Genomic DNA, 12,044 nt, shown 5'->3' with positions numbered 1-12,044 from the left:
TCGTTTGCCGCCCAACGTGCGCTGTGCGACCACTCTGTGTCGGGGGTGGTGACGGTCCCGAACCCGCCCGGTTCTACTGACGGAGGCGCTGGTGCGCTCCGCGTTCTTCCGGAAGCTCCCCGGTGATGGCCGGATCGACGCTCTTGGAACACGACTTTACCGGACGGGAGCATGCTTGAGTGATGCCCGCAGAAGAACGCCCCGAGTCACTCGTCACCGTCCTGATCGCGTTCGGGGCGAACCTGCTCGTCGCGATCGCGAAGACGATCGCCTCGCTCGTCTCGGGTTCGGCCTCGATGGTGGCCGAGGCGGCGCACTCCTGGGCGGACACCGGCAACGAGGTGTTCCTGCTCGTCGCGGAACGACGGGGCGGCAAGAAGCGGGACACCGCGCACCCGCTCGGGTACGGACGCGAGACGTACATCTGGTCGATGTTCGCCGCGTTCGGCCTGTTCACGGCCGGTGCGATCGTGTCGATCTACCACGGCATCTCGGAGTTCGGGGACACCGGGCCGGCCGAGGACGTGGTGCTCAACTACGTCGTGCTCGGGGTCGCGTTCCTGCTCGAGGGCACGAGCTTCCTGCAGGCGTACCGGCAGGCGCACGGTGCCGCGACCAAGCGCAAGGTCCCGGTGCTGCGGCACGTGCTGCAGTCGTCGAACCCGACGCTCCGTGCGGTGTTCGCCGAGGACGCGGCGGCGCTGATCGGCCTGGTCGTGGCGTTCCTCGGGGTGTTCCTGCACCAGGTCACCGGGCTGGCGGTCTTCGACGCACTCGGCTCCATCGCGATCGGTGTGCTGCTCGGGATCGTCGCGATCGTCCTGATCGACCGCAACCGCCGGTTCCTGCTCGGCCAGAGCACGTCCCCCGAGCTCGAGAACGCGGTGCTCGTCGAGCTGTTGGGCCGGTCGCAGGTCGAGCGGGTCACCTACCTGCACCTGGAGTTCGTGGGGCCGTCGCGGGTGTACCTCGTCGCGGCCGTCGACCTGACGGGCAACGAGACCGAGGAGCACGTGGCGGTGCGGTTGCGCGACGTGGAGAAGTCGCTCGAGGACAGCCCGTACATCGAGGAGGCCGTCCTCACCCTGAGCTACCCCGGCGACGAGTCGTTGGTACCGACCGACGGCGACGTGCCCGAGGTCGTGCGGGACGGCACGGCTCCGGACGTCGCGTCCGGTGGGGCGGGGACCCTGCGCACGGAGTGAGCGTCGACTGGGTGGGTGGCCGGCGGCGGAGTTCGTGTCGCAAGACGCCGGTGTGTCAGCAAGACGCCGCCATGTGCTCGAGACGCCGCAGGATTCAACGGCGTCTCGCCGTCGAGGCGGCGTCAGGTGAAGACGCCGGCGTGTTCCGTGGGCGACCGAACGTCGGACGGGAGGCGCGGTGCCAGGCCGCCACGGGCCTCCCGTCCGCCGCCCGTCACGTCCACCGCCCCGCGCGCGGCCCGTGGGACGCCGGCGTGTCAGCAAGACGCCGCCATGTGCTCGAGACGCCGCAGGATTCAACGGCGCCTCGCCGTCGAGGCGGCGTCGCGCGAAGACGCCGGCGTGTCAGCGGGCGTCGAGGCCCGCGACCACCGGGGTGAGCGCCGCCGCGACGTACTCGACGAGCGCACGGCGGCCGACCCCGTCGGTGACCCACACCCCGAACGCGGCGGCGGCGGCACCGAGCATCGCGCCGGACACCGTCTGCGGCCAGAGCGAGCGCGGCTGCTCCCCCGTGCGGCCCGCGACGAAGGCGGCGACGGCCTCGTGCTGCGCCGTCACCCGGACCGCGACGCCCGCCACCAGTTCGGGCCCGATGCCCATCACCTCGGCCTGCGCGACGGCCCACGGCACCCGCTCGGGGTCGTGGGCACGGGCTGCGGCGAGGAGCGCCTGCTCGACGGCCCGGACGACGCTCGGCTCCGTCGACGCGGCGAGGTACCCGGGCAGCCCGGCGACGGCGGCGTCGAGTTCGAGCCACATCACGTCGGCCTTCGCCGGGAAGTAGTTGAAGAACGTCGCGCGGCTGACCCCGGCGCGGGCGGCGATCTGGTCGACCGTGGTGCGTCCGTACCCCTGCTCGAGGAAGAGCTCGGCGGCGGCGTCCGCGAGCACCTCGGCGCTCGAGCGTCGGGGGCGGCCACCGCGGCGGATCGGTTCGTCCATGGGCCCCAGTAAACCGCTAGACTCGGTCAGCCATGATCTTGGACTCAGTACAGAAAACCCTCACCGCCGTCGCGGGCGCCTCGGCGGTCCTGCTCGTCCTGGCTGCCTGCAGCGGACCGGGCACGAGCACCGGGAGCAGCACCCCGGTCGCGGGCGGCACGCTCACCTACGCCTCCGGCGACGCCGAACCGACCTGCCTCGACCCGCACGTCGGCGGCAACTACCCGCAGGCGCTCCTGGCGACGCAGTACATCGAGGAGCTCGTCGGGCTCGAGGACGGCAAGCCCACGCCGGAACTCGCGACGAAGTGGACGACGAGCGACGACGGGAAGACCCTGGCGTTCACCCTGCGCGACGACGTCTCCTTCACCGACGGCACCCCGTTCGACGCCGCCGCGGTCGTGGCGAACATCGAGCACGTGCAGGACCCGGCCACCGCCTCGAGCACCGGCTACCTGGCGCTGCAGTCCATCACGAAGGCGACCGCCACCGACGAGCACACCGTCACGCTGACGCTGAGCCGCCCGGACAGCGCGCTGCTCGAGTCCTTCTCGCAGCCCTGGGTGGGCATGGAGTCCCCGAAGGCACTCGAGCGGGAGCAGGCGACGAACTGCGAGTCCCCCGTCGGCACCGGCCCGTTCCGGGTCACCGGATGGAAGCACGGCGACCGCGTCACCCTGACGAAGAACACCGACTACTGGGGCGCGACGAAGCCGCGCCTGTCCGGCATCACGTGGCGGTTCCTGCCGGACTCGACCTCGCGCTACGCCGCGCTGCAGTCCGGCCAGGTCGACGTGATCGACAACGCCCAGCCCGACCAGCTCAAGGCCGCGTCGGCGAAGGGCGCGATCCGCGACCTCGACGCCCCGCGCCCTGGTGCCTCGAACCGGCTCGAGCTGAACTCCGGTCACGGGGTGTTCCGCGACGAGGCGGTGCGCCAGGCCTTCATCGCCGGAGCGGAAATCGACCCCGGCCTGCAGTCGCTGTTCCTCGGCACCGCGAAGCGCTCGTACTCGGTGCTCTCGAGCGCCGAGCCGCTCGCGTACTCGGAGAAGAGCCGGTTCGACTACTCCCCCACCAAGGCGAAGCAGCTCCTCGACGACGCCGGGTGGAAGGTCGGGTCGGACGGCATCCGCGAGAAGGACGGCCAGCAGCTCACCGTGACGTTCCCCGTCTCGACGAACCAGTCGGTGCCGGCCGAGCGCAGCCTGTTCCAGCAGATCCAGGCGTCCGAGAAGGCCGTCGGGTTCAAGGTCGTCCTCGACGAACTCGACCTGTCCAGCTGGTACGCCGCCCTCGCCGCGAACGAGTACGACGTCGTCAGCGCCCCGTACACGAAGGTCGGCCCCGACGTCCTGCGCATCCTGTACGACAGCGCGAGCATCGAACCGGCACCGTCCGGCTACTTCGCGAACCTCGCCCAGCTCGACGACCCGGCGCTCGACCGGCTGCTCGAGCGGGCCGCCCGCACCTCGGACGCCGACGAGCGCGCCGACCTGTACGAGCAGGCCCAGAAGGCGATCCTGGCGAGCGACACGGTGCTCCCGCTGTACGACCAGCAGAACCACTTCCTGGTGCGCTCGGCCGTGCACGGCATCCGGACCACCCCGGTCTCGACGCCCTGGTTCGGCACCGCCTGGATCGACCGCTGACCCGGATGCGATGGGTCTGGTGGGCCGTCCGGCGGCTCGCCGGGGGCATCGGCGTGCTCTGGGCCGTCGCGACGATCGTCTTCGTCGCGATCCGGCTCATCCCCGGTGACCCGGCGCTCGCGATCCTCGGCGGACCGGGCTCGCAGGCCTCGGCCGAGGCCGTCGCCCAGGTCCGCCACGAGTACGGCCTCGACCAGCCGGTCCTGGTGCAGTACGCGGTGTTCCTCGGACGTCTGGCGACCGGCCAGCTCGGGGACTCGTACGCCTTCCGCACCCCGGTCGCGACGCTCCTCGCCCAGCAGCTGCCCGTCACGCTGACGCTCGCGGTCGCCGGTCTCGTCGTCGCCTGGGTGCTGGCGATCATCGCCGCCTGGGCCTCGACGCAGCGCGGCCGGATCGCCGCCGGGCTCACCAGCGCCCTGAGCGTCACCGCGAGCGTGATGCCGCACTTCTGGCTCGGCAGCGTGCTCATCGTGGTGTTCGCCACCTCGCTGGGATGGGTGCCGGCGGTCAGTGACGGCACCGCGCGCGGGTGGGTGCTCCCGGTGCTGACCGTGGCCGTGCCGGTCGCCGGGTACCTGGCCGAGACCGTGCGCGACGGCGTGGTCGACGCGCAGCGTTCGGCCTTCGCACTCGCCGCCCGGGGCCGGGGCGAGACCCGCCTCGGACTGTTCGGACGGCACCTGCTCCGGCACGCCGCCCTGCCCGGGATCGCGCTGTCCGCGTGGGCCTTCGGGTCGCTCGTCTCCGGAGCCGTGGTCGTCGAGTCCGTGTTCGCCCTGCCCGGCATCGGCCGAGCCCTGGTCACCGCCGTCACCCAGCGGGACATGCCGCTCGTCGCCGGCATCGCGATGGTGTCGGCCGCCGCGTACGTCGTCGTGCTCGCCGTGGCCGACCTGGTCGAACGTGCCGTCGACCCGCGCAGCACCGCACGGAACGCGACCTCCCGCCCAGTCGACGCCCGACGCCGTGGACCCGGCCGACCGGCGGGCGCGCGGTGAGCGGGATCGCCGACCCGGGCCTCCAGACCGGAGCGCCCGGCCACCAGACCGCCGCCGGCACCGAGCGCGTCCGTGGGGGGACGCTCGGCGCCGGCGGCATCGCCGCCGGGGTTGTCGTCCTGGTCGCCGTCGTGGCGGCGGCGTGGCCCGCCCTGCTCGGCGGCGGGGACCCGCTCGCGGTGCACCCCGCAGACGCCCTGGCTGCGCCCAGCGGCGCGCACCCGTTCGGCACCGACGAGTCCGGACGCGACGTCCTGGCACGGGTGGTCGCGGGGACCCGGGCATCGCTCGTCGTCGGCGTCGCCGCGACCCTGATCGGCGGCGGCGTGGGCGTCCTGCTCGGCGTCGTCGCCGGACTCGGTGCCGGGGCCGGACGACCCGGACGCCTGCTCGACGCCGTCATCGGCCGCGTCACCGAGGTCGCGTTCGCCCTGCCGCTGCTGCTCGTCGCCCTGGTCGTCATCGCCGTGACCGGTCCGGGTCCGGTGCCGGCGGTGCTCGCGGTCGGGTTCGCGACCGCTCCCGGTTACGCCCGGATCGTGCGCGGCCTGGTCCGGGCCGCCCGGAGTTCGCAGGTGGTCGAGACGGCGGTGCTGCTCGGCCGCTCCCCCGCCCGCACCGTGGTCCGGCACGTGCTGCCGACGGCTCTCTGGCCCGTCGTCGCCGTCGCCACGCTCGGGGTCGGGCAGGCGGTCGTGTGGGCCTCGGCGCTGAGCTACCTCGGGGTCGGCACGCCCCCGCCCGCGCCGGAGTGGGGCGCGATGCTCGCCGACGGTCGCACGTACCTGCAGACCGCGCCGTGGATGAGCACCTTCCCCGGACTCGCGATCGTGGTGCTCGCGACCGCCGTCACCGTGCTCGGCCGCGCGATCCGACGGACCGGGGCCGCGCGGTGAGCGCCGTCCTCGACGTCCGCGGGCTCACCGTCGCCATCGGCGGCACCCCGATCGTCAATGGTGTCGACCTGCGCGTCGACGCCGGCGAGTGCGTCGCCCTGGTCGGGGCGTCCGGGTCTGGCAAGACCGTCACCGCCCGAGCCGTGCTCGGCCTGTCCGCGCCCGGCGCCGCCGTGCACGCCGACGTGTTCGCGGTCGACGGCGTCGACGTCGGCGGGTACACGGAGCGGCGGTGGCGCCGGCTGCGGGGATCGCGGGTCGGCTACGTCGGCCAGGAGGCCCTGGGCGCGTTGGACCCGCTGCGCCCCGTCGGGCGCGAGGTCGCCGACAGCCTCCGCCTGCACACCGAGATGCGTGCGGCCGAGCGCGTGGACGCCGTGCGCGAGGCCCTGGCCGCGGTGGGCCTCGACCCGGACATCGCGACCGACGGCCGGCTCGCCGGAACGCTGTCGGGTGGGATGCGTCAGCGGGCCCTCATAGCCGCGGCGACCGTCGGGTCCCCCGCGCTGCTGGTCGCCGACGAACCGACGACGGCGCTCGACGCCGGGGTCGCCGTCACCGTGATGGAGCAGCTGCGGGCGGCGCAGACCCGGGGTGCCGGACTGCTCGTCATCACGCACGACCTGGGGCTCGTCGCGGGGTGGGCCGACCGGGTCGCCGTCGTGCACGAGGGCCGGATCGTCGAGCACGGCGCGGTCGCCGAGGTCTTCGCGGCCCCGACGCACCCCGCGACCTGGGCGCTGGTGCGCGCGGCCGGTGCTGCCGCGGCGCCCGGCGCTGCGTCGCCCGCTGCCGCGGCGCCCGCCGCTGCGTCGCCCGCTGCCGTTCGGTGCGAGGTTCCGGATGCCGTGCGAGGCGTCGAGGCTCCCACGGGAGCCGGATCCTCGCACGGTTCGGAACCGACCTCGCACGGTGCGAGGGGGGTGCTCGCGGCGCAGGGGCTCTCGCGTGAGTACGACGGGGTGCTCGCGGTGGACGACGTGTCGTTCGGGCTCGTGCGCGGGCGGGTGCTCGGGGTGATCGGCGCCTCGGGCTCGGGCAAGACGACGCTCGCGCGGACGCTCCTCGGGCTCGAGACGCCCGACGCCGGCACGGTCACGCTCGACGACGACCCCTGGGTCCCGCTGCCCGAGCGCGAGCGACGCCCCCGACGGCACCGGGTCGCGGCCGTCGTACAGGACCCCGGCGCGACGTTCGACGAACGGTGGAGCGTGGAGCGGGTCCTCGCCGACGCGTTCTCGCGCGGTGACGAACGGCGGGCACGCGGTGCGCTCGGCGAACGGGTCGACGCGGCACTGCGGCAGGTCGACCTCGACCCCGTGCTGCGGTCCCGCTCCCCCCGCACCCTGTCCGGCGGGCAACGACAGCGGCTCGCGATCGCCCGTGCGCTGGCGACCGAGCCCGAGGTGATCGTGCTCGACGAGCCGGTGACCGCCCTCGACGCCACCGTGCAGGACGCCGTGCTGCGGCTGCTCGAACGGCTCCGCGACGAGACCGGGGTGGCGATGGTGTTCGTGTCGCACGACCTGCGGGCGGTCCGGCGGATGGCCGACGACGTGCTCGTGGTGCACCGCGGCGCGGTCGTCGAGCACGGCCCCGCCCCCGAGGTCTTCGCGCGCCCGGCGCACCCGGTGACCGCGCGGCTGCTGCACGCCGCGGAGCGGCTGGCAGCGGGCCCCGCCGCGGGGACCGCAGCCGGCCTCGCGGGCTGAGCGACACTCCACGCGCGCTCGCACCCGTGGACTGTCGCTGTGCGCGTGACGTCACCGACGGCACTGGAACGGCCAGGAGGCCCGGGGCGCGTTCCGAGACGGAACGTGCACCGGGCCTCCTGGCCGGGTTGCCGCGGGGCGGCCCCGAGGTCAGGAACCGGAGGGTTCCTTCTGCGCTGCGTCGGCCGAGATGATCGGGATCTCGCTCGTCGAGAAGTCCTTCGCCCAGTCGGACTGCGCGAGCTCCGACGTCGGGTCGTTGTAGTCCTCGATGACGCCGGCGACCTCGTCCTCGGAGCCGACCGTCGGGCCGGAGCCCATGAGCGGGCTCGCGGCGGTCTCCTTGGTGAAGTACACCGCGACCAGGCCGATCACGGCGGCGAGCATCAGGTAGAACGCGGGGATGTCCTCGGCCCAGCCGTACCCGGCGTCCTTCGCGGCGTTGATGAGCGCGGCGGTCGCGAGCGGGGTGGTCCCGCCGAAGAGCGACACCGACACGTTGAACGCGATCGCCAGGGCGCCGTAGCGGATGATCGTCGGGAACAGCGCGGGCAGCGTCGACGGCATGGTCGAGGTGAACGTGACCAGCACGACGCCGAGGATCAGCAGGCCGGCGAAGACGCCGACGCCGGTGCCGGTCTGGACCAGCTTGAGGGCCGGCCAGGACAGCAGGATGAAGCCGATGCAGCCGGCGGCGAGCACCGGACGGCGCCCGAACCTGTCGGACAGTCGACCGCCGAAGGTGATGACGACCATCATGAGCAGCATCACGATGACGATGAGGATCAGGCCGAACGTGGCGTTCTGGCCGAGGTTCTGCTCGAGGTAGGTCGGCATGTACGACAGCAGCATGTAGTCGGTCACGTTGAAGACCAGGACCAGGCCGATGCAGATGATGAGCGAGCGCCAGTTCTCGGCGAAGAGCTTGAGGAACGGGGTCTTCTGGCCCTCGCGCTCGGCGGCCTGCTCCTGCTGCTTCTGGAACGCCGGGGTCTCCTCGAGCTTGAGGCGCAGGTAGAGGCCGATCAGCCCGAGGGGGCCCGCGACGATGAACGGGATGCGCCAGCCCCAGCTGAGCAGGGCGTCCTCGGACAGGCCGAACTGCAGGCCGGTGACGATCGAGGCGCCGAGCACGTAGCCGGCGAGGGTGCCGAACTCGAGCCACGAGCCCATGAACCCGCGGCGCTTGTCGGGCGAGTACTCGGCGATGAAGGTCGCGGCACCGCCGTACTCACCACCGGTCGAGAAGCCCTGCACGAAGCGGGCGACGAGCAGCAGGACCGGGGCCCAGAAGCCGATCGTGTCGTACGACGGGATCAGGCCGATCATGAGCGTGCCGGCGGCCATCAGGATCATCGTCAGCGCGAGGACCTTCTGGCGGCCGATCTTGTCGCCGATCGGGCCGAACACGGCACCACCGATCGGGCGCACGATGAACGCGGCGGCGAAGAAGCCGAACGTGGCGACGATGTTCGCGGCCGGGTCACCCTGCGGCAGGAACACCTGCGAGATGGTGACCGTCAGGTACGCGAAGATGCCGAAGTCGAACCACTCCATGGCGTTGCCGAGCGCGGCAGCCGCGACGGCACGCTTGAGCAGCGACTCCTCGACGACGGTGACGTCGTCCTTCGTCAGATCGCGACGAGCGCGCTTCGCGGCGCCCTTCGTGCGCAACGGCCGATCGCCGTGCGGGTGGGGTGCGTTGTTCGGTGCCAAGTCGTTCCTCCGGGGTGCGGTGCTTCCTTCGGGCGTCCGGCGGACGGCGACGTTGCAGCTCCTGCGAACCCTGCGCTCGCCGGACAAACCCAGGAAGACTAGCAGGATCCGGGCGTGTCCGACAGTTCGGTGTGCTAGTCGCTGCTCGGTGATGGCCGCGTCCGACCGGTCGTCCGGCTGCATGCGCGTGCGCGGCCGCTACGATTGGGGCACCGCGCGTCAGGCGCGGAACACTCAGGCACCTCATCACGGACTCGGTGCCGCACACACGTACGGAAGGCACACCCATGACCAAGCCCATGCCCGAGAAGCCGAGCGTCGACGGACTGGAGCAGGTCTGGGGGCCCGTCTGGGAACAGGACGGCACCTACCGCTTCGACCGCGACGCCGCCGGTCACCGCGACGCCGTCTGGTCGATCGACACCCCGCCGCCCACCGCCTCCGGCTCGCTGCACATCGGGCACGTGTTCTCGTACACGCACACCGACCTCAAGGCCCGGTTCGAGCGCATGCGCGGCAAGCACGTGTTCTACCCGATGGGCTGGGACGACAACGGTCTGCCCACCGAGCGCCGTGTGCAGAACTACTACGGCGTCCGCTGCGACCCGACCCTGCCGTACGACCCCGAGTTCACGCCGCCGTTCGAGGGCGGGGACGGCAAGTCCTCGAAGGCCGCCGACCAGCTGCCGGTGTCGCGCCGCAACTTCATCGAGCTGTGCGAGCGCCTGACGGTGCAGGACGAGCAGCAGTTCGAGGAGCTCTTCCGCACGCTCGGCCTGTCGGTCGACTGGACCCAGTCGTACCGCACCATCGACGACACCTCGCGGGCCAGCGCCCAGCGTGCGTTCCTGCGCAACCTCGAGCGCGGCGAGGCCTACCAGGCCGACGCCCCGACCCTGTGGGACGTCACGTTCCGCACCGCGGTCGCGCAGGCCGAGCTCGAGGACAAGGAGATGCCCGGCGCGTACCACGGCATCGCCTTCCACCGCACGGACGGCGGCGACGACGTCGTCATCCAGACCACCCGCCCCGAGCTCCTGCCCGCCTGCGTCGCCCTGGTGGCCCACCCGGACGACGAGCGGTTCCAGGACCTCTTCGGCACCACGGTCCGCTCCCCCCTGTTCGACGTCGAGGTCCCGGTGCTCGCACACCACCTGGCGCAGAAGGACAAGGGCGCCGGCATCGCGATGGTCTGCACCTTCGGTGACACCACCGACGTCGTGTGGTGGCGCGAGCTGCAGCTGCCGAACCGCGCGATCATCGGCTTCGACGGCCGCGTGCGTTCCGACGAGCCCGCCTGGATCGAGTCGGCGACGGGCCGGGAGCTCTACGCCGAGATGGCCGGCAAGACCGTGTTCTCGGCGAAGAAGGTCGTCGTCGACGCCCTGACCGAGTCCGGCGAGCTGATCGGTGACGTCAAGACCATCCAGCACCCGGTGAAGTTCTTCGAGAAGGGCGACAAGCCCCTCGAGATCGTGTCGACCCGCCAGTGGTACATCGTCAACGGTGCGCGCGACGAGCAGCTGAAGAGCACGCTCCGCCAGCGCGGCGAGGAGATCGCGTTCCACCCGGACTTCATGCGCGTCCGCTACGACAACTGGGTCGGTGGCCTGTCCGGTGACTGGCTCATCTCGCGCCAGCGCTTCTTCGGCGTGCCGCTGCCCGTCTGGTACCCGCTCGACGCCGACGGCAACCCGCTGTTCGACCAGCCGATCGTGCCGACCGAGGCGCAGCTGCCCGTCGATCCGGCCTCCGAGCCCGCCCCCGGCTTCACCGAGGACCAGCGCGGCGTGCCCGGCGGGTTCCAGGGCGAACTCGACGTCATGGACACCTGGGCCACCTCGTCGCTGACCCCGCAGCTCGCGGGCAAGTGGGAGACCGACCCGGCGCTCTACGACCTGGTGTACCCGTACGACGTCCGCCCGCAGGCGCAGGACATCATCCGCACCTGGCTGTTCACGACCGTGCTCCGCAGCCAGCTCGAAGCCGACGTGGTGCCGTGGAAGCACGCCTCCATCTCCGGCTTCATCGTCGATCCCGACCGCAAGAAGATGTCGAAGTCGAAGGGCAACGTCGTCACGCCGCTGTCGATCCTCGAGCAGCACGGCGCCGACGCGGTCCGCTACTGGGCGGCCTCGTCCAAGCTCGGTACCGACGCGGCGTTCGACCCGCAGAACCCGAAGCAGATCAAGGTCGGCCGTCGTCTGGCGATCAAGGTGCTCAACGCGGCGAAGTTCGTCTACGGCTTCCCGCTGCCCGAAGGCGCCACGAGCGTCACCGAGGCCCTCGACGTCGACATGCTCGCCGAGCTCGGTGCCGTCGTCGAGCAGGCCACCGCGGCGTTCGACGGGTTCGACCACGCCCGTGCCCTCGAGATCACCGAGCGCTTCTTCTGGACGTTCTGCGACGACTACCTCGAGCTCGTGAAGGAGCGTGCGTACGGCACCGCGTCCGACGCGACGCACGAGACGCAGGCGAGCGCGGTCCTGGCGCTGCGCGGCGCGATCGACGTGCTGCTCCGACTGCTGGCACCGTTCCTCCCGTACGCGACGGAAGAAGTGTGGGCCTGGACCCACGACACCAGCGTGCACCGGGCCTCCTGGCCAACCGCGGCCGACCTGCCGACCGACGCGGCCCCCACCGGGCTGCTCGCGGCCGTCGGGCAGGCGCTCATCGGGATCCGCGGGGCGAAGACGGCGGCGAAGGCCTCGCAGAAGACGCCCGTGACGCGCGCCGTCGTCGCGGCGCCCGCCGAGACGCGGGTGCTCATCGAGCGCGCGGCGGTCGACCTGGCGGCCGTCGGCCGCATCGAGAACCTGTCGTTCGTCGACGGCGACGAGCTCGCCGTCACCGAGATCGAGCTCGCGGAGCAGCAGGCGTAACGTCGGCTCTCCGGGCCGGGTCGCGTCGGCGACCC

At 72.3% G+C, this 12,044-nt stretch carries 8 protein-coding genes; 6 read left to right on the top strand and 2 right to left on the bottom strand.

The features are described from left to right. Positions 1 to 182 precede the first annotated feature (182 nt). Positions 183 to 1,205 (top strand): cation diffusion facilitator family transporter, encoded by a 1,023-nt coding sequence (locus BR70_RS0102000; RefSeq protein ID WP_027464708.1) that lies wholly within the window; start codon positions 183 to 185, stop codon positions 1,203 to 1,205. Between the two features lie 345 nt (positions 1,206 to 1,550). Here the strand turns inward: BR70_RS0102000 and BR70_RS0101995 are convergent, their stop codons facing one another. Continuing rightward, on the bottom strand, positions 1,551 to 2,150 hold the full coding sequence (locus BR70_RS0101995; RefSeq protein WP_027464707.1) for an acyl-CoA-like ligand-binding transcription factor: 600 nt from the start codon (positions 2,148 to 2,150) through the stop codon (positions 1,551 to 1,553). Positions 2,151 to 2,182: 32 nt separating this feature from the next. Between BR70_RS0101995 and BR70_RS0101990 the strand changes: the two genes are divergently transcribed. From BR70_RS0101990 to BR70_RS19055, 4 genes are read left to right on the top strand one after another with little or no spacing between them, the layout of a single operon-like run. Beyond that, the gene (locus BR70_RS0101990) at positions 2,183 to 3,802 is read left to right on the top strand and encodes an ABC transporter substrate-binding protein (protein ID WP_027464706.1); all 1,620 of its coding nucleotides are present in this window, start codon (positions 2,183 to 2,185) and stop codon (positions 3,800 to 3,802) included. A gap of 5 nt (positions 3,803 to 3,807) precedes the next feature. Continuing rightward, positions 3,808 to 4,803, top strand: a complete 996-nt coding sequence (locus BR70_RS0101985) for an ABC transporter permease (protein WP_027464705.1) — start codon at positions 3,808 to 3,810, stop codon at positions 4,801 to 4,803. Continuing rightward, entirely contained in the window at positions 4,800 to 5,699 is a 900-nt protein-coding gene (locus tag BR70_RS0101980; RefSeq protein WP_027464704.1) for an ABC transporter permease, read from the top strand. The genes BR70_RS0101985 and BR70_RS0101980 overlap by 4 nt, the downstream gene beginning before the upstream one ends. Beyond that, positions 5,696 to 7,411 (top strand): ABC transporter ATP-binding protein, encoded by a 1,716-nt coding sequence (locus BR70_RS19055; RefSeq protein WP_035807646.1) that lies wholly within the window; start codon positions 5,696 to 5,698, stop codon positions 7,409 to 7,411. The genes BR70_RS0101980 and BR70_RS19055 overlap by 4 nt, the downstream gene beginning before the upstream one ends. 150 nt (positions 7,412 to 7,561) lie before the next feature. Here BR70_RS19055 and proP read toward each other — a convergent pair whose 3' ends face one another. Continuing rightward, positions 7,562 to 9,127 (bottom strand): glycine betaine/L-proline transporter ProP, encoded by a 1,566-nt coding sequence (proP, locus tag BR70_RS19050; RefSeq protein WP_231495615.1) that lies wholly within the window; start codon positions 9,125 to 9,127, stop codon positions 7,562 to 7,564. A gap of 287 nt (positions 9,128 to 9,414) precedes the next feature. Here proP and valS point away from each other — a divergent pair, with 287 nt between their 5' ends. Further along, positions 9,415 to 12,009: a valine--tRNA ligase gene (valS, locus tag BR70_RS0101965; protein WP_035807643.1), complete on the top strand. Its 2,595-nt coding sequence runs from the start codon at positions 9,415 to 9,417 to the stop codon at positions 12,007 to 12,009. Positions 12,010 to 12,044: the final 35 nt, after the last annotated feature.

Origin of the sequence: Curtobacterium sp. UNCCL17, assembly GCF_000686685.1 — a bacterium.
GTDB lineage: Bacteria > Actinomycetota > Actinomycetes > Actinomycetales > Microbacteriaceae > Curtobacterium > Curtobacterium flaccumfaciens.
Note: the sequence above shows the minus strand (reverse complement) of the source record. Positions and strands in the feature narration are given on the sequence as shown.

What these genes read in the sequence shown, in the direction of transcription:
- BR70_RS0101995 (WP_027464707.1), bottom strand. Translation starts at nt 2,150, where the DNA reads ATGGACGAACCGATCCGCCGCGGTGGCCGCCCCCGACGCTCGAGCGCC.
- BR70_RS0101990 (WP_027464706.1), top strand. Translation starts at nt 2,183, where the DNA reads ATGATCTTGGACTCAGTACAGAAAACCCTCACCGCCGTCGCGGGCGCC.
- BR70_RS0101985 (WP_027464705.1), top strand. Translation starts at nt 3,808, where the DNA reads ATGCGATGGGTCTGGTGGGCCGTCCGGCGGCTCGCCGGGGGCATCGGC.
- BR70_RS0102000 (WP_027464708.1), top strand. Translation starts at nt 183, where the DNA reads ATGCCCGCAGAAGAACGCCCCGAGTCACTCGTCACCGTCCTGATCGCG.
- valS (WP_035807643.1), top strand. Translation starts at nt 9,415, where the DNA reads ATGACCAAGCCCATGCCCGAGAAGCCGAGCGTCGACGGACTGGAGCAG.